The 17719-nt window shown below is 57.4% G+C and carries 16 protein-coding genes; 11 read left to right on the plus strand and 5 right to left on the minus strand.

Annotated elements, in window-relative coordinates; genetic code table 11:
• Nucleotides 1-12: 12 nt before the first annotated feature.
• The gene (locus tag ACR0CG_RS14435; protein WP_480525773.1) at nucleotides 13-1053 is read right to left on the minus strand and encodes a LacI family DNA-binding transcriptional regulator; all 1041 of its coding nucleotides are present in this window, start codon (nucleotides 1051-1053) and stop codon (nucleotides 13-15) included.
• A gap of 113 nt (nucleotides 1054-1166) precedes the next feature.
• Between ACR0CG_RS14435 and ACR0CG_RS14440 the strand changes: the two genes are divergently transcribed.
• From ACR0CG_RS14440 to ACR0CG_RS14470, 7 genes are all read left to right on the plus strand, one after another.
• Nucleotides 1167-2678: a tripartite tricarboxylate transporter permease gene (locus ACR0CG_RS14440; protein WP_152459976.1), complete on the plus strand. Its 1512-nt coding sequence runs from the start codon at nucleotides 1167-1169 to the stop codon at nucleotides 2676-2678.
• Nucleotides 2675-3130 carry a tripartite tricarboxylate transporter TctB family protein gene (locus ACR0CG_RS14445; RefSeq protein WP_170611589.1) on the plus strand — a complete coding sequence of 152 codons (456 nt, stop codon included), beginning with the start codon at nucleotides 2675-2677 and terminating at the stop codon, nucleotides 3128-3130. The genes ACR0CG_RS14440 and ACR0CG_RS14445 overlap by 4 nt, the downstream gene beginning before the upstream one ends.
• A gap of 43 nt (nucleotides 3131-3173) precedes the next feature.
• Entirely contained in the window at nucleotides 3174-4133 is a 960-nt protein-coding gene (locus ACR0CG_RS14450) for a Bug family tripartite tricarboxylate transporter substrate binding protein (RefSeq protein WP_480525776.1), read from the plus strand.
• Nucleotides 4134-4193: 60 nt separating this feature from the next.
• Nucleotides 4194-5615, plus strand: a complete 1422-nt coding sequence (gene sauS / locus ACR0CG_RS14455; protein ID WP_480525778.1) for an acylating sulfoacetaldehyde dehydrogenase — start codon at nucleotides 4194-4196, stop codon at nucleotides 5613-5615.
• Complete coding sequence (locus tag ACR0CG_RS14460; RefSeq protein WP_480525780.1) at nucleotides 5612-7123, plus strand: class I adenylate-forming enzyme family protein; 1512 nt, start codon at nucleotides 5612-5614, stop codon at nucleotides 7121-7123. Before sauS ends, ACR0CG_RS14460 begins: the two co-directional genes overlap by 4 nt.
• Before the next feature lie 743 nt (nucleotides 7124-7866).
• A complete protein-coding gene (locus tag ACR0CG_RS14465; protein ID WP_170611596.1) occupies nucleotides 7867-8664 on the plus strand; it encodes an inositol monophosphatase family protein in 798 nt (265 codons plus the stop codon).
• A 4-nt stretch (nucleotides 8665-8668) separates the two neighbouring features.
• A complete protein-coding gene (locus ACR0CG_RS14470) occupies nucleotides 8669-10369 on the plus strand; it encodes a Na/Pi cotransporter family protein (RefSeq protein ID WP_170806787.1) in 1701 nt (566 codons plus the stop codon).
• Between the two features lie 32 nt (nucleotides 10370-10401).
• Here ACR0CG_RS14470 and ACR0CG_RS14475 read toward each other — a convergent pair whose 3' ends face one another.
• On the minus strand, nucleotides 10402-10653 hold the full coding sequence (locus tag ACR0CG_RS14475) for a hypothetical protein (RefSeq protein WP_480525783.1): 252 nt from the start codon (nucleotides 10651-10653) through the stop codon (nucleotides 10402-10404).
• Nucleotides 10654-10801: 148 nt separating this feature from the next.
• Between ACR0CG_RS14475 and ACR0CG_RS14480 the strand changes: the two genes are divergently transcribed.
• A complete protein-coding gene (locus ACR0CG_RS14480) occupies nucleotides 10802-11632 on the plus strand; it encodes a DeoR/GlpR family DNA-binding transcription regulator (protein ID WP_480525785.1) in 831 nt (276 codons plus the stop codon).
• Between the two features lie 341 nt (nucleotides 11633-11973).
• Nucleotides 11974-12318, plus strand: coding sequence for a RidA family protein (locus tag ACR0CG_RS14485; protein WP_480525787.1), 345 nt, complete (start codon nucleotides 11974-11976; stop codon nucleotides 12316-12318).
• Between the two features lie 610 nt (nucleotides 12319-12928).
• On the opposite strand, the gene ACR0CG_RS14490 is transcribed toward ACR0CG_RS14485, so the two are convergent.
• Complete coding sequence (locus ACR0CG_RS14490; protein ID WP_480525789.1) at nucleotides 12929-13717, minus strand: helix-turn-helix transcriptional regulator; 789 nt, start codon at nucleotides 13715-13717, stop codon at nucleotides 12929-12931.
• A gap of 91 nt (nucleotides 13718-13808) precedes the next feature.
• Between ACR0CG_RS14490 and ACR0CG_RS14495 the strand changes: the two genes are divergently transcribed.
• Both ACR0CG_RS14495 and ACR0CG_RS14500 read left to right on the plus strand, forming a co-directional pair.
• A complete protein-coding gene (locus ACR0CG_RS14495; RefSeq protein WP_480525791.1) occupies nucleotides 13809-14756 on the plus strand; it encodes an ornithine cyclodeaminase family protein in 948 nt (315 codons plus the stop codon).
• A gap of 11 nt (nucleotides 14757-14767) precedes the next feature.
• A complete protein-coding gene (locus tag ACR0CG_RS14500; protein ID WP_480525792.1) occupies nucleotides 14768-15931 on the plus strand; it encodes an aminotransferase in 1164 nt (387 codons plus the stop codon).
• 113 nt (nucleotides 15932-16044) lie between these two features.
• On the opposite strand, the gene ACR0CG_RS14505 is transcribed toward ACR0CG_RS14500, so the two are convergent.
• Both ACR0CG_RS14505 and ACR0CG_RS14510 read right to left on the minus strand, forming a co-directional pair.
• The gene (locus ACR0CG_RS14505) at nucleotides 16045-16917 is read right to left on the minus strand and encodes an isocitrate lyase/PEP mutase family protein (protein ID WP_480525794.1); all 873 of its coding nucleotides are present in this window, start codon (nucleotides 16915-16917) and stop codon (nucleotides 16045-16047) included.
• Nucleotides 16918-17018: 101 nt separating this feature from the next.
• Nucleotides 17019-17690, minus strand: a complete 672-nt coding sequence (locus tag ACR0CG_RS14510) for an IclR family transcriptional regulator (RefSeq protein WP_480525796.1) — start codon at nucleotides 17688-17690, stop codon at nucleotides 17019-17021.
• Nucleotides 17691-17719: the final 29 nt, after the last annotated feature.

The following is a 17719-nucleotide window of genomic DNA, read 5'->3' on the forward strand; positions in this document are numbered from 1 at the left end:
GGCAAGAACCATTCAAACAGTTCGGGAAAAACGAGTGCTGGCAGTTGTTCCCCTGACAATGCATTCCAGTTCACAGCAGAGTCTGAAAGGCTCTGGTTCATCCGAGGTTATGTAGTCGGTGAACCTTTCACCGGCGAGCTTGCCGATGGTTTCGGCGGGGATTCGAATGGTGGTGAGCCCCGGTTCGACATCTGCGGATCCCTTGAAATCCCCGATACCGATGATCGAGAGGTCATCAGGAACCTTCAAACCTAGGCTCTGGGCCGCAAACAAAGCGCCCTGCGCGATGACGTCATTTCCGCAAAGCAGGGCCGTGGGACGAGAATGTTCCGTCAAAAGCGTCAGGGCGGCCTGTTTGGCCTGAGACACACTGTACGGAGCTTCCGACTCATGCTCGCTCGGGATGGATACGCCCATTTCCTCAAGTGCATCATGCACGGCGGACAGCCGGTTTTGCGCACGGTCATTGCCGGTCGTTTTGGGGAAGATCAATCCAATGTCCCGGTGCCCCAAGGCCAGCAGGTGCTCGGTCGCAAGACGTCCTGCCAGTCGATTGTCTGCCCCAACACAGGGAAGGGCGGAATCCTCGGAATAGTTCCAGATCGCAAGCGCCGGGATTTTCTGCTGTTCGATCAGTCGGGCGGTGGCATCGGAATGTTCCAACCCAACCAGTGCCACGCCGTCGACGCGATGTTCCAGCAGCTTGCGAACCATGGCGTATTCCCGATCCAGGTCATACCCGTGCGACGCCAGCAAGAGACTGAAGCCGGCCTTGTCGATTGAATCCGAAAAAGCCTGAATGACTTCGGCAAAAATGGCGTGGTTGATTGTTGGCACCACCAGGCCGATCGTGCCCGACCGTTTTCCATGCATCGTCTGAGCCGCGCGGTTGCGGATGTAGCCCAATCGCTGAACGGCCCGGTTGATCTTTTTCCGAGTCGCAGGGTTGACCAGACTGGGGTGGTTGAAGGTGCGGGAAACGGTCGAGGGTGAAACTTTTGCGGCCTTTGCAACGGCCACGATATCCACCTTATCTTTTTTAAATTTAGTCATAAAACCCTCTCTCACAGTCGATTTTATGAAAACATTTGCAATACTATTTTCATCGCCTAACCTGATTTGTCAACAAAAGTAAAAGTGTGAACCGACGGGTTGGGAGGCCCTGAATGGAATTCATTTACTACTTCGGAGATGTGTTCACGCCGCTCTCGTTCCTGTTGCTTTTGGGTGGCACGATAGGCGGGTTGATCCTTGGGGCGACGCCGGGCCTGTCACCCACGATGGCGGTTGCGTTGCTGATCCCGTTCACCTTCCAGCTTGAGGCCGCGCAGGGCCTGATCCTGCTGGGCGCTGCCTATACCTCGACTGTTGCGGGCGGCGCGGTCAGCGCCATTTTGCTGAAAATCCCCGGAGCGCCTGCCAATATCGCCACAACGCTGGACGGGCACACCATGGCGAAACAGGGACAGGGTGCGCGGGCGCTGCAATTGTCCTTTCTGGCCTCGGCCGTGGGCGGGATATTTGGCGTTTTGCTTCTGATCTTCCTGACCCCGGTTCTGGCGAAATGGGCGCTGGCCTTTGGTCCGTCACACCTGTTCTGGCTGGCCATTCTGGGTGTCACGGTGATCGGAACGCTGGATTCCGCGTCGGTTGTCAAAGGGTTGCTGTCGGGTTGCATCGGGCTGTGGCTTGCGACCATCGGCTTCGACGACATCATGGGCGCGCAGAGGTTCATTTTTCATCCCGCCTTGGGTGGCGGCATCAACATCATTGCCGCCCTGATCGGACTTTTCGCAATCCCGCAGGTTCTGACGATGTTCGCCAAAGGGCGCCACAATGCCGGAGCCGAGGTCATCGAGGTGCAGCGCCACTCGATAATGGCCGCCTTCCGGGAGCTGTTCAGCCGCACGCGGGCCCTAAGCATCGGAACCCTGACAGGTTCGATCATCGGCCTGATCCCGGGTGTCGGTGGGCAGATCGCGGGCCTTGTGGCCTATGACCAGACCAAGAAGTTCTCATCCGAAAAAGACAAGTTCGGCACCGGTCATTCCGAGGGCGTCATTGCCGCGGAATCCGCCAACAATGCCATGGTCGGCCCGTCTCTGGTGCCGCTGCTGACCCTTTCGATCCCCGGAAGCCCCACCGCTGCGGTTCTGCTGGGCGGATTGCTGATCCACGGCATCTTCCCGGGGTCGGACCTGTTCGACAACCACCCGGACGTGGCATGGACCTTCATCAACTCGATGCTGATCGGGCAGGTGCTGATGTGCATCTTTGGCCTTTACGTTGCCGGTCTTGCAGCCCGTGTCGCGCAGGTGCCGCAATCGGTGATGGCTGCAATCGTCCTGGCGCTGTCCGTTTTCGGAGCATACTCGGTTCAGGGTTCGATGGGTGACGTCTATGTCATGGCTTGCCTGGGGATAGGCATGTTCTTTCTGGAACGGTTTGGTTTTTCGGCGGCGCCACTGGTTTTGGGCCTGATCCTGGGACCCATCGCCGAAGCCAACTTCATTCAGGGCGGAATGATTGCTGACGCCACCGTGGGCAAGGCCGCATACTTCCTGAGTGGCGGTTTGAACCTGTTCCTGATCGCCATTGTGCTGGCGTCGGTCGCTTATTCGGTTTGGATGGAATTGCGCCACCGTCGCTACACCACCAAAGAGGAGGCACAGGCATGAACCGTTCGCAGCATGTATTCGGATCAGGTCTTGTCTTTTCGGTCGGCCTTTGGGTGACCTGGGTCAGCTACACCCAGCAACCGGCCGAGGCGTTCCTGTTCCCGCGTCTGATCGCAACCGTTTTTGTGGTTCTGGCCGGATGGACGTTTGGCAAGGCAGTCATGGGATTGTCCAAGGTTGGCAACGGCGTCACGCGCACGATGTTTGTCAACATGCTGCCGGGTCTGATCGTGACGCTGATCTATGTGTTCTGGGCGGCCAAGTCGCTGGGTTTTTACACCGCGACAACAATCGCCTTCTTCATCCTGCTGTCGATCTATGACCCGGCGCCGCATTCGGACGTCAAAAGCTGGATCCGGCGCGGGATCATCACGGGCGTCTTCGTGGCGGTGATGTACGGCCTCTTTTCCATGCTTCTGAACGTCCACACGCCAAGGGAAATTCTGTTCTGACCGCGCAAACAGCGGAAGAACCAAATCAGGGAGGAAACGCAAAATGAAACGATTGATTGCCGGGGCGGCTTTGGCCCTCATGAGCCTGACGGGTGCGGCGGCGGCCGAGGACTATCCCGAACGGCCGATCATGATGATGGTCAGCTACGGGGCTGGCGGCGCGACAGACTTTCAGGCGCGGATCGTGACCATGACCGCCGGAAACGAGGACGCGCTGGGAATGCCCATCGCCATCATCAACAAGCCCGGCGCGGGTGGCCGCGTGGGCTGGAACTGGTTCGCCACGCAGGCGGATGCAGACGGCTATACGCTGGCGGCCTACAATGTTCCGCATTTCATCGCCCAGTCGATCAAGGGTGGCGTGGAGTATTCGACCGACAGTTTCGAACCTATCGCGAACTGGGGTGCGGATCCGGCGGTATTTGTCGTGGGCGCCGACAGCCCGTTCAACTCGATGCAGGATGTCATTGCCTATGCCAAGGAAAACCCGGGCAAGCTGACGGTATCCGGTGCCGGATTGTTTGTGGGCCACCACATCGCGGCGCTGCAAATCGACAAGGCAGCCGGAACCAAGATGGCTTATATCCCGACCAAGGGTGGCGGCGCGGCGGCCATGAAGGCCGTGATTGCCGGTGAGGTCATGGGCGGCATCAACAACCTGTCCGATGCATTCCGCGCGCAGGAAGCGGGCAATGTCAAAATTCTGGGTGTCGCCGATCTTGAGCGCAACGCGTTTCTGTCGGATGTTCCAACGATGATGGAACAGGGGCTGGACGTGGACAACTCGTCGGTCAATTTCCGGGGTGTGATGGTGCCAAAAGGAACACCGCCCGAAGTGATTGAAAAGCTGGCCGCGACAGTACCTGAGATGTTTGCCAATTCGCGTGTCGCCAAGAAGATGGAGGCCGGCGGGTCGCCCATGCACATCATGACCCGTGACGAGGTGATCGAGATGTGGGGCCAGCGTCAACAAACACTGAACGAACTGCTGGCCGGTCTCTGACCCGGACATTCTAAAATGGGGCGGAACAGGTCCGCCCCGGTCAATCTATCGAGGACCAAGATGAACGCTCAGGACGGGATTGCCCCCGAAATTGCCGAAGTGGACCGGATCGTCGAACGGGCGCGTGCCGCTCAGTCTGCTTTCGAAGCCAGTGGTAGTCAGGCGCTATATGACAAAGCGGCACTTGCAGCGGGATGGGCGATCATGGAACCGGAACGCAACCGGGCCCTTGCCGAACTGGCCGTGGAAACCACCGGCCTGGGTAACGTGCCCGACAAGATCACCAAGAACCACCGCAAGACGCTCGGGTTGCTGCGCGATATAGCCGACGCCAATACGCACGGGATTATCAGCGATGATCCGGCAACAGGTATCACCGAGATCGCGCGCGCCATCGGCGTGATTGGTGCGGTTGTGCCGTCGACCAACCCTGCCGCGACGCCGGCCAACAACATCATCAACGCACTCAAGGGCGGCAATGCCATCGTGGTGGCGCCGTCCCCCAAAGGTGTTGCGTCCTGTGAATTGCTGCTTGGCTACATACATGCCGAATTCGACAAGCTTGGGCTTAATCGCGATCTGGTGCAGATGCTGCCTGCGCCCGGGTCAAAGGCCAAGACACAACGGTTGATGGAGGCTGTAGACCGGGTGATCTGCACCGGAAGCCAAAACAACGTTCATCGCGCACAATCCTGCGGTACGCCGGCGGTGGCCGTTGGGGCTGGCAATGTCACGGTGATTGTCGACGAGACTGCCGATCTGCAGGCCGCAGCGGCAAAAATTACCGCCTCAAAGTGTTTCGACAACGCGACCTCCTGTTCCTCCGAGAATGCGGTGGTCGTGGTGGATGCAGTCTACGACGCTTTCGTTGCGGCGATGGCCGCCGAGGGTGGTGCCCTGGTCCGTTCCTCGGAAGCAGGTGATATCATCGCCCGGCTCTGGCCCGATGGTCATCTCAGCCGTTCCGTCATCGCGCAGGACGCGGACAAGATGCTTGAAGCGCTGGGCATGGCGGGCAAGGTGCCCGAGGGAACCCGATATTTGGCAGTTGAGACTGCCGGGATCGGCCCGGATCATCCCCTTTCCGGAGAAAAGCTTAGCCGGGTACTCGCGCTCTATCGCGCGGCAGATTTCGAAGAGGCCCGGACAATCACCGCCCGCATTCTGGCACATCAGGGGGCAGGGCATTCGGTTGGCATTCATACAAAGGACGACGCGCGCGCGATCGGGTTGAGCCGGGATCTGCCGACCTGTCGTGTTATCGTAAACCAGGCGCATACCTTTGCCACCGGCGGTAGCTTTACCAACGGGATGCCTTTTTCCCTGTCGATGGGCTGTGGCAGCTGGGGGGGAAACTCCATCGACACAAACCTGCATTGGCGGCATTTCATCCAGACCACCAAAGTCGTGCGTGAAACTCCGCCGCGGGAGCCCGCGCTGGAAGAGATTTTCGGAAAGTACTGGTCGGAGGCCGGGCAATGATCGACCCGCCCAAAGGAACCGTCCGTGACTGGCTGGACAAACGGGCAGCCGAGGGCGGAACCGGTTTCGTTTTTCCGGATGGCGCGAGCGACCTGAGCTGGCCCGAGCTGCGCGAAACAGCGCAAAGAATTGCGGTCATGTTGACCGGATTGGGTGTCGAAAAAGGAGAGAGCGTCGCCATCCTTTATCCCAATTGCCGCGAAGCGCTGGAGGTCCTTTTCGGCGTCCTTTACGGCGGGTTCCGGGCGACGATGATAAACCTCGTCGCGGGGGACAGCGCGGTGGCCTATGCGCTGGACCACAGCGGTGCGCGCTATGGTTTTGTGCACGCCGAACAGGTGGATTTGTTTGAACGTACGGCCGACCCAGCGAAAATAACCGCGTTGAGAATTTCAGATGCGAAAGATGCCGATGGCGATCTGCACGACCTTTCGCCGGGCGATCACGCGCTTCTGATGTACACGTCCGGAACAACAGGGCGCCCAAAAGGCGTCGTTCACACCCATTCCAGCCTGTTGGCGGGCGGCTGGACCACGGTGGTTGCACATGAGCTGTCCGAAGCTGATCGCGGGTTTTGCGTTCTGCCAATCTACCACATCAACGGCCTGTGCGTGACGGTTATGGGAACGCTTGTCTCTGGCGGATCATTGGCCATGTGTGAACGATTTTCCGCCAGCCGGTTCTGGGAAAACCTTGGGAAGGCCGAGGCGACATGGTTTTCGGTGGTTCCGACCATCATTTCCCACCTGCTGCATTCCGATACAAAACCGGATGCGCCGACCCGCCATCGTGTGCGTTTTGGCCGTTCTGCATCTTCCGCTTTGGCGCCGGACGTGCAGCGTGCGTTTGAAAACCGTTTCGAAATCCCGATTGTCGAGACCATGGGGCTTACGGAAACCGCCGCGCAGATACTGTCCAATCCGTTGCCGCCCGGCATTCGCAAAATCGGATCACCGGGCATCCCCTTTGGAAATGAGGCGGATATCTTTGACAAGAACCTCCGGCCCGTTCCACGCGGAGCGGAGGGTGAACTGGTCATACGCGGTCCGAATGTCATGCTGGAATATCTCCAGAACCCTGACGCAACCGCAGGCACATTTACATCCGATGGCTGGCTGCGGACCGGAGACCTCGCCCGTATGGATGAGGATGGCTACGTCTATGTCACCGGCAGGCTGAAGGAACTTATCATCAAAGGGGGCGAAAACATTGCGCCGCGCGAGATTGACGAGGTGCTTTATTCTCATCCCGATGTCGTCGAAGCCGCCGCCTTCGCCCGACCTTGTGCCAGTTATGGTGAGACTGTCGAGGCGGCGGTGAAAATTCGCGAAGGCTCCTCTTTGACGCCACTGGAATTGTCCAGGCTTTGCAATGCTCAACTGGGCCATTTCAAGTCGCCCGATGAAGTTCATGTTTTGCAGGACCTGCCAAAGGGGCCATCCGGAAAAATCCAGCGAAACAAGATCCTCGAAATGATCAATGAAGAGACCAGCAAAAGGTCTGTTTGACATGCAGGTCGGGTGGTCGAGTTTCATGCCGCTATCGGCCAACTCTGTTCCCAGATCGTGCTGCCGGCGCGTGGGCGCCAGAAGATCGGCAAATTCGAGCTCTGAAAAGTAAAACTAGCGCCAGCTCGTAGGCGCACTTTCGACGTAATCTGCGCGGTCACGGCCTGTGAAGCGTTGTCATACCGTTCGCTTTCGGTAATGAGTTGTCCGACCCGGCTAATATGGGGATCGGCTTCGGGTGAAAAGAGCGCCGGATCTTACGCGTCAAAGGCGCGTGGAGCTTGCGACGGTGCGGGCGTTGTTTTCACCCCATTTTCTACGCAAGCCGTTTCAGCCTGTTGGAAAGAGGCCTGTGCAATCCCCAAAAACCCACACAGTTATCGGGAAAACAAACAAAATCAGTACTTTTTTCTTGTGTTGGAGAGAATTTGTGGGTTTATTGTGGAGATTGATCGCGAAATGTGGGATTTTGATGCCGCAAATAGGCTATAGTCATAACCTTCAGGAACGGAGGGTTAGCTTGCCCGGATCACTGCAAAGCCATGATTTCTTCGAAGGGTCTGGCGTTGTGCGTGGCACAAGATGGTGCGTCGAACAACAGGACCCTTTCAGCAATCGGGAAAAGACTGCGGGTCCGGTAGCGAGAAACGTTCCAAGTAGCGTGGGATGGGGCCTTCGGCGGGTTCTTTCGCAGTTGTTGTTTCACTGAGCCAAGACTCCAAAAGTAAACAGGACAGAAACGGATGCTGAATCCAAAGAACTCTCAAACGTTCGAAACGGCCGAATTGGTGTCACACGCGGTGAAGATTGCCGAATTGGCCAACAAGGCGGCACGGGGGTACTTTCGCGGCAGACTTGGTGTTGAGTTCAAGTCCGACGAGAGCCCGGTGACGCAGGCCGACAAGGGTGTCGAGGCGCAGGTTCGGGCCTACCTGGAACAACACTTTCCGGATCACGGCATCTTTGGAGAAGAACATGGGTTTGAAGGGCAGAACCGCCGCGAAGTCTGGATAATCGATCCGATCGACGGCACCCGGTCTTTCCTTTCGGGGCATCCGCTTTTTGGCTTTCTGCTTGGGCATCTGATCGATGGTAAGCCGGATATCGGAGTGATCGGCATGCCTGCGATAGATGAGGTTTTCATTGGTGTATCCGGTCAGGGCGCGACAATGAACGGCAAGGAGATCGCAACTTCGAACCAGACGCGGTTGGATCAGTCCATCCTGTTTGTGAATGAAGGGGATAAGATCTATCGTGATCATCCGGCGTTATTCGCCAAGCTGATGCAGTCCGGTCAGACCAGACGGTTTGCCTATGACTGCTACCCGCACGCGCTTCTTGCGGCGGGGCATGTGGACGCAGTGATAGACTATGATCTGCAACCTTATGATTTTCTGCCGGTGCTGGCCGTGATCGAGGCCGCAGGTGGGGTGATGACGGACTGGGATGGCAAACCACTCGACCTGAATTCGGATGGTTGTGTGATTTCGGCGGCGACGCCCGAGCTGCATGCGGAAATGCTGGAAATGGTGAACGGATAGGATCATGGCGATTGTAAGCTTCCTCATCAGTCTGGCCGGAGCCACGATGTTGCTGCTTTATGCGGTGCGAATGGTGCGCACCGGGATCGAGCGCAGCTACGGAGCCTCTTTCCAGCGGGTCATGACGGGCCAGCGCAGTTATGTGCAGGCATCAATGGTCGGTCTCGCAATGGCGGTGGTCCTGCAAAGTTCGGCCGCGGTCGCATTGCTGACATCCGGTTTTGCAGCTGGTGGTTTTCTGGTTTTTCCAACCGGTCTCGCGATTGTTCTGGGGGCCGATCTTGGGTCTGCGCTCATTATCCAGGTCCTGTCCTTCAAGTTGGACTGGCTGGTGCCGCTGCTGCTGGCGATTGGCGGGTATCTCTTCGTCAAGACCGAGTCCAAAAAGCCCCGGCAACTGGGTCGCATCCTGATGGGTGTTGCGTTCATTCTGATCTCATTGCGCTTTCTGCGCGAGGCGATGGATCCGATCCGGGACAGTGCTTTTCTGCCCGCCGTCGCAGAATATCTGGCCCGAGATTACATAACCGCATTCTTGGTCGGCGGAGCGCTGGCATTTGTCATGCATTCATCGGTCGCGGCGATCCTGATGTGTGTGACACTGGTTCAGATTGGCGCAATTCCGTTTGCCGCCGGACTGTCGCTGGTGTTGGGGGCCAATTTCGGCTCGGCCTTCATACCGGTTTGGCTGACGCGAGGGATGGAATTGCCAGCTAGGCGCATTCCGTTCGCCAATCTCGCGTTGCGTGGCAGTTGGGCCGTGGTCACCCTGTTTGCAGCTACTGCGGCTTTGCGTGCGGGTGTTTTGGGGGATCTGCAAGGCGGGCAGATGCTGGTCAATGCGCATCTGGCGTTCAACGCCTCGTTGCTGGTGTTGGCTTTGCCGTTCTGCGGACGTTTGCGTGCTCCGTTCGAGCGGCTTTTTCCGGAACCGAAATCAGCCGAGGCAATGGTCCAGCCGGGCCGTCCGACCAGCGCGCTGGATATGCGCAATAGCGGCAGCCCCAGTCAGGCGCTTTCCAGTCTCAAGCGCGAGCTGTTGCGGATGAGCGATCTGGTCGAGTCGATGTTCAGGCCGTCGCTGGAGTTGTACCGCAGCGGTGACAAGGAGCAGATACGTGCTGTTCGGCTGGTGGATGAAGACGTGAACGACTGCCTGTCGGGTATCCGGAAATACGTGGCCGCCATTTCAGCCGAAGAGTTCGGCAGGCAAAACGCCAAGGTGGCCCGGGATCTGATGGAATACGCAATCCGTCTGGAAACCGCCGGCGATGTGGTTGCCAAGCGGTTGACTGTTCTGGCCGCCGACATGCGCAAAAAGGGGGCCTCATTCTCGAAAGAGGGATGGTCGGAACTGGTCGAAATGCACGAAGGCATCCTGGCCAATCTGAAATTGGCCTCAAATGTGTTGATCTCGGACGACCTGGAAAGCGCCCGCCTGTTGAGCCTTGAAAAAACCGAGATCAAGCGGGCTGAGCGTGACAGCCGCAAACGCCACCTCAGACGTTTGCAGCATGGCAGCACGGAAAGCTTTGAGACCAGCGACATCCATCTGGAGACATTGCGCGCGTTCCGGGAGTTCAACAGTCACATCGCGGCCGTGGCTTATCCGATCCTGTATCGGAACGGGCAATTGCTTGAAACGCGCCTGATCGAAGAAATGCCGCGGATGGAAAAGGATGCGGACACAGAGGCCGATGGATGACGGCACCGGTCGATGGCGGCTTCCGCGCCTTTTTACAGGATCTCAACAGCAGCCTCGGCATCCGGCGCAAGCTCTCCGAGCTGGGTATCACCGAAGTAGCAATCCCCGACCTCGGCCAGGGCGCCCTCATCGACCCCCACTGCAGCGGAAACGCCATCGAACACACGTAAGAGAACCTCGCAAACCTCTTCAACACCGCGTTGTGATCTGAAACGGACCCCGCACTTTGTTTCGGATTCATAGGCGCGTAACAGCGAAACAGAGCCGAACCAAAGGTCGGTCATGCTGACACTCGACTTGTAGCTAAAGAACAAAGCCCGGCCCAGTGAACGAATTTGTTGGTAAATGAGGGTGCCCGACCCAAAAGGCGGAAACTGTCACAGAACAATTGCCTGCGACGTGGAACTTTAGGCGAAACTATGGTGAAATTTGATGATGGCTGACGACAGCGAAAACATCCCCCATCGCGGCCGAGAGTTGCTTGATGTGCTAGCGCGACTGGGAGGTTCGGCGCGCAATACACAGATTGCGCAGGTCATGGACGTATCGGAAGAAACTGTTCGTCGACTGGTCAAAGGCCTGGCAAAGAAAAACATGGTTGAAAGGGTGCACGGCGGGACCTTTCTGTCGCGTGCGCAGGATACACCAATGTTTTCCGGGGCGCTGGAACTCAACGCGGAAGAAAAGACGCTTATCGCGAAAAAAATCAGTCAGATTGTCGAGGACGGCATGGTGCTGTTCCTTACTGTGGGGTCAACCATGACGCATGTCGCCGAGCAATTGCGCGACCGGAAAAATTTGACCGTGGTCAGCAATTCGCTGTCAGTTGTCGCATCGCTGGCTGATCACAACGGAACGCGCGCGGTTCTGGCCGGGGGAGAAGTCATTCGATCCGAACGCGGCAGTTTTGGCCGTGCCGCCGAGCAGCTTGCCTGCCAGTACAGCTATGACGCGGTAATATGTGGCGCGGATGCCCTGTCGCTTTCCGGAGGGGTTCTTGCGCTAAACCCGCTGGAGGCTGAACTGACGCGCGCGTTGCATAACAACACCCGGCGCATGATCGTTGCGGTGGATCACACGAAGTTCGGAGAGAGAGCGGCCAATGTGGCCTGCCGGTTCGACCAGGTCACCGATCTGGTGACCGATGCTGCACCGCCCGAACCTTTTGCTGCGGCTTTGAAGGATGCAGGGGTCAAAATTCACATCACATCTCGCCGGGGTGGCAAGAAGAAAAAGAAGGGCAGCGGTGGCGCGATCACCTGACCTGTTTCGCGATCAAAGGAAAACAAAAGCGCGCTTGCCCGTGGGAGACAATAACAGATACTCCTGATGTCAGGTGTGGCCGTTGTCGAAAGCGTCGACAGAGATTTGGCATGCACCGGATATGGGCCGGGCTGGAGACCTGCATGCTTGACAACCTGCCGGTCATCGGGTCGGCCGCGCGCCTTTCACGCTTTCGGGATTTCAGCGCATGGATTACAGATGGCTCCTGTCGTAGGGCAGGTTCTGGCGGATTTGGTGACTGGCGGATCAAGTCGTTTCATTCTATCGCCCTTCGGCATTGACCGATTTGACCGCAAGGTCCCTTGATGGAGAGATCCGACATGACAATCACCCGTATCGAAACCGGCCAACGCATGAGCAAGATCGTCAAGCACAATGGAGTTGCCTATCTGTGTGGGCAGACTTCGGATGCGGCCACTGTGGCGGATCAGACCCGCGATATCCTGGCCAAGGTCGAGGATCTGCTGGCCAAAGCGGGCAGTGACAAGACGCGAGTTCTACAATGCACGATCTGGCTGGCGGACATGGCAGACTTTGCCGAGATGAACGAAGTCTGGGATGCCTGGGTGCCGGCGGGCCACGCTCCGGCCCGCGCGTGCGGCGAAGCCAAACTGGCGCGCGATGTTCTAAAGGTCGAGATGATCGTCACCGCTGCCTGCGACTGATTTATCAATCAAACCGTCTTGCCCAGACCATAAGGCATGAAGCGGTCGGTTGCGTTTGTCGTTCTTCGAAGAAGTTCACCGCATTGGGTTTGGTGAAATGCGTTGGCCGTCAACGGAATAGGCGCCGGTGGGTGAGTGGCTGTTTAATTAAAGATCAATTCGACTCGGTTCTCTGAAGCCTGTATTTCGCCAAATGCGGGCAAAAACAGATCGTGGTCTTATGCAGCCAACCTTTCAAAGAATGTTGGAAAACTGAACCACTCTGCAGTGTATTTTCTTGTGTGTCGGCTAAATTACTCTGATTGACCAGTCAGGCGTGACTGAAACGCGACGCGCCATCCGAATAGGGTACCCTGAGATCATTCAGGTCGAAGTTCGTTTTGAGAATTTATTCACAAATGGCCTGGTTCCAAAATCTGAGTGACAAAAGGCAAGCATTCGAACCTCACGTTCAAGTTTAGAATGCCAAGGGAAGCGGCTGCACCGTGTCTCAAGTCGTCGATCATCCTTTGATCCGTCTCGCAATACATGCAGTACCGCGGTCCGCGTCAAACCCGGAACTTTCGGTGCAATAACTGACGCTGTGATGGCACCTGAATGCCAATGGCTTTCATTCGTTGAACCCGAGGTTCAAGCCATCGACGAAGGCGTGAAATAGTTGAGATTGAGTGCTGATCCCAAGCTTTGCATACGCATTTCGACGATGTGATTTCACGGTCGGCATCGCTATGCTCAGTGTCTTGCTGATCGAAAGACTTGAATGGCCTTTCAGGATCATCTGGACAACTTCAGCCTCTCGCGCGGTCAGAACGTCACGGCCAAAAGACTCCGTTGAAGGTGATGGCCGACCCGGCGCTTGCGTCTGCTCTCTGGACAGCCGTAGAAATGCCAGCCGGATCAATGGCAGGACGGATCGCAAAACTTCCAGATCCTGTTGAGGGATACCGTCCGGCGTGGCTTTGCGGGCCAGGCTTACCTCACCCATGATCCTCTGGGGCATGTCGACCAGGACTGAAACTTCCTGCAGACCGAAGGGCCAGCCGGGCGTCCTGAATTTGATCTCTTCGCTCTCATCTGAGATGACATCCGGCGTTGTCGCGACCCAGTTATCCGGTGCGAGATCGGCCATCCGGTATACCCCTGCGGCGATACCTGCCCGGATCGCATTGTGCACCGGGTTGAGCAGGTAGGTTCTGGAGACATACAGCTGAACCGCGGCCTTGGACGCTGGATTTGGGTAGCTATCCGCCAGATAAACCGGAGGCCCTGAGGGTCGGTTGAGCACTGCAAATGCCGCCTCGCACGGAAATAGGTATTCGACGGCCCGGATCAGGGCATCGCTTTTTGCCTGCCCGTCGATCACTTCAGAAATGGATTGGCTGAACTCCTTTAACTGCAAATCCGGCCTTCTTCCTACCGTTGTCTCATCCCTTGGGACGATGGTTTTACCATAATGTTGCTGATACCGAACTCCGCAAAGGAGTATCAATATGCCGAACCCGCCGATTGTCCTTGATAATACAACGGTTTCAGAACACCTGGGCAAGCTGGATGTGGTCCAAGCGATGCGCACGCTGTTCACCGATCTTGGTGAAGCCCGCGCGGTACAACCACCGCAGACCGTGACCGAGTTTCCGGGGGGCGGCGATTTCATAACCTATCTCGGTGCGCTTGAGGGGGCCGGTGTGTTCGGGGCGAAGTTGTCGCCTTACCTGCCGCGCGCCAATGGACCCATCATCACCGCCTGGACTGTTCTGATGTCCATCGAAGATGGTCGGCCATTGGCGTTGATCGACGCAGGCGTGCTGACCACCGAGCGCACGGCCGCCACGACCGCATTGGCGGTGGATGAGCTGGCTCCGACCGGCCGCCCGCTGACGCTGGCCATCATCGGAACAGGTCAGGTCGCACAGGCGCACATGCGCCATGTGGCCGGTCTGCGCGACTGGGCAGAGGTGCGCATCTACTCGCCGGGTTTGGGTGAAAACGCGGATACTCAGGCGACATGGAATACGCTGTGCCCTGACGCTAAGCTGGCCACGAGTTCCAGGCAGGCTATTGCGCAGGCCAATGTTGTCATGCTGTGCACGTCATCGGGTAGTCCGGTCATTTCCACGGAAGATATAGCGGTCGATGCGCTGGTGACATCGATCAGCACCAATGTTGCCCGCGCGCATGAAGTTGATCCGGCCTTTTTGGCATCCGCGCAGGTCTATTGCGACTACCGGGAAACAACCCCTGATGCGGCCGGCGAGATGCTGATTGCCGTGGAACGACACAACTGGAGCAAGACCGCGATCCTTGGCGATCTTGCGGAACTTTGCACCGGCAGATGCCAGCGACCTATTGCAGGAACTCCGGTCTTCTTCCGCTCTGTCGGGTTGGGGCTGGAGGACATCGCTGTGGCAAAAGCCGTTTTTGACCAGACTTCAGCCTGAGGAGAGCGCACATGTTCATCGAACCGTTCAAAGTCGAAATCTGGATGAATGAGTGGGAAACCCGCTGTACCTACAATCTTGCCGAAACCTGCGTGGCCAGCATCACGATCGATCAACTGTTGCAACTGTCCGGACTTAATCAAAACGACTTGTCCGAACTGCTGCCAATGAAAATGACCTACGGTGCGATCGAAGGGTCAATCCGCCTGCGTCAGGCTATTTCAAATCTCTATGACGATCGCAACGTCGAAGATATCACCATTACCCACGGCACGATTGCGGCCAATATGCTAGTGCATAAGGCAGTGGTTACGCGCGGGGACCGGGTGGTTTCGATTGTGCCGACCTATCAGCAACACTATTCGATCCCCGCCAGTATCGGAGCCGATGTTCAGATTCTGCCACTGCGCGCGGAAGACGCGTTCCTGCCTGATCTGGACCGGTTACGTGAACAGGTGACACCGGAAACCAGACTGATTGTCCTGACAAACCCCAACAATCCGACGGGTGCGCTGATCGAACGGCCGATGCTGCAGGGCATCGCCGAGATTGCCCGTTCTGTCGGCGCATATGTCCTGTGTGACGAAGTCTATCGCGGCACCGGGCAGGAGGGCGACGGCATGTCGCCTTCAATTGTGGACATCTACGAAAAGGGGATCAGTACGGCGAGTACATCGAAAGCGTTTTCGCTGGCCGGGTTGCGCGTCGGTTGGGTGGTGGCCCCGAAAGAGGTGACCGAACAGATCCTGATCCATCGTGATTTCGATACGATCTCGGTCGGTATGATCAACGATCATTTTGCTGCCATCGCATTGGAGAACCAGCATAAGGTTCTGGCCCGCAGTCACCGGATCACGCGGGGGAATCTTGCTGTGCTGGACGCTTGGATTGCCAAGCAGCCGCGCGTTGATTGGGTCAAACCCCGCGCCGGGACAACCGCGATGTTGAAACTCGACATACCGATCAGCTCACGCGAATTCTGTGTCGACTTGGTGCAGACAACCGGAGTGATGCTGACCCCGGGCGACGCCTTTGACATGGAAGGTTATGTCCGTATCGGTTTTGCCAATGACCCCGATGTGCTGCGGGAGGGTTTGGAAAAACTGTCAGAGTATTTGATAAGCCGCTTTGGTCGCGCCGATGGTGGTTTCGTCGCAGACGTCTGGGAAGAATAAAGCCGGGCTTGGTGGTGCTGGTTTGACTATTGTTGTCCGGATGCAGCCTTTCGCACGATTGGCAACGCACCGGGTCAAAACGCCGATCAGAAACGGCACGCCGCTTTTGCGGTTTATTCCGAGTAGCGCATCTCCATCTCGTCGTAATGTGCTTTCTGAACTGCGTTCTGACGGATTTCGAAACTTGCGACGGGCCCGCTTTCGTCCATGCGGCCGTTGGCCTGAAGCATCAACAGCGCGTCGTTCATGCCCTTCAGTGCGCCCTGCAACGCGACATTGGCATATAGGACCAGGCCAAACCCCATTTCGTCCAGATCAGAGAATTCGATGATTGGAGTTTTGCCGCCTACAACCAGATTGATCAGCTGTGGCGTGCCTGCAAGCCGCTTGGGAATGCTGCGAATATCGTCAAGGCTGCGCGGTGCCTCGATAAATGTGATGTCAGCCCCGTCTTCGATGAAGGCTTCCGCGCGTTCAATGGCGGCGTCGAACCCTTGGGTCGCACAGGCATCGGTGCGCGCGACAATAAGGAAGTTTGGGTCGTGGCGGGCGTCTGCTGCGGCCTTGATACGGCTGCGCGCCTCTGTCAGATCGACCACATCCTTGCCGGAGAAGTGACCGCAGCGTTTGGGATTAACCTGATCCTCAAGTTGAATGGCGCTGGCGCCGGCGCGTTCCAGCGTGCGCACGGTATGGTGGACGTTCAGGGCATTGCCGAAGCCGGTATCCGCATCAACCACAATGGGCAGTTCGGTGCTGTTGCGGATGGCCGATGTGTGCTGGGCGATCTCGGGCAGCGAGATGAAGCCCAGATCGGGCATGCCCAGATAGGTGTTGGTCAGCCCCGCGCCCGAGATATAGACGGCCTCAAACCCCAACTGGTCGATCACGCGTGCCGCAAGAGCATTGGCTGCGCCGGGCATCAGAACGGCTTTGCCCGTGTTCAGGCGTTCACGGAATGCTTTGTTGATCTCATGGTTCATCATCGGCGCGCCCTCCGGTTCAATGGTCTGCCTGCCTGCCTAGCGAAGCCTGCGGTACGAGGCAAGTTGCTGTGAGTTGCGTTCTGTCAGGCGAAACAGTGCCGTCAGCTCGTGGTCAGACTGCGCGCAAGACTCTCCAGCAGCGGGACCGTATTTGCCCGCGCCTCGGCATCGAACCTGTTGGCCAGACCGGACACTGTCAGGGCGCCGATGAGATCGCCGTTTGCATCAAAAACAGGGGTCGCGACAGAGGAGATGTTGGGATTTGTCTGACCGACTGAACTGACCGTGCCGTTTTTGTTGAACTTGGCCAGGTCACCGACATCCTCGCCCGAGAAATGCCTCAAGACCAGCCCGGAAGCCCCGGTGGACAATTGCAGGCGCATACCTTCCTCAACATGGAATCGCAGCAGGTTAGGGGAATTTTCCCTGTATAAACAGATACGTTCATTGCCCGAGCGGACATAGAACGAGGCGGTTTCCCCAGTTGCTTCAGCCAGGATTTTTAGCGATGGCGCGACGTGTTCGCGCTTGGTGAAATCGCGCCGGAATATCAACCCCAGCCGCCATACGCTGGGGCCGACACTGAACATACCGTCACTATCGCGCTGGATGAAGCCATAAATCATCATCGAGTTGGTCAGCCGTAGGATCGTGCTTTTGTGCAGGCCTGTCTCTTCGGCCAACTCTGCAAGAGACATGATTGGGCGCTGTGTCGAAAAGGCACTGAGGATGGACATGGCACGTTCGACGGCTTCGGTTCTGTTCGCGGGCATAGCATTCTGTCAGGTGAAATGGAGTCGGT

It is taken from the genome of Ruegeria sp. AB8, assembly GCF_056542605.1.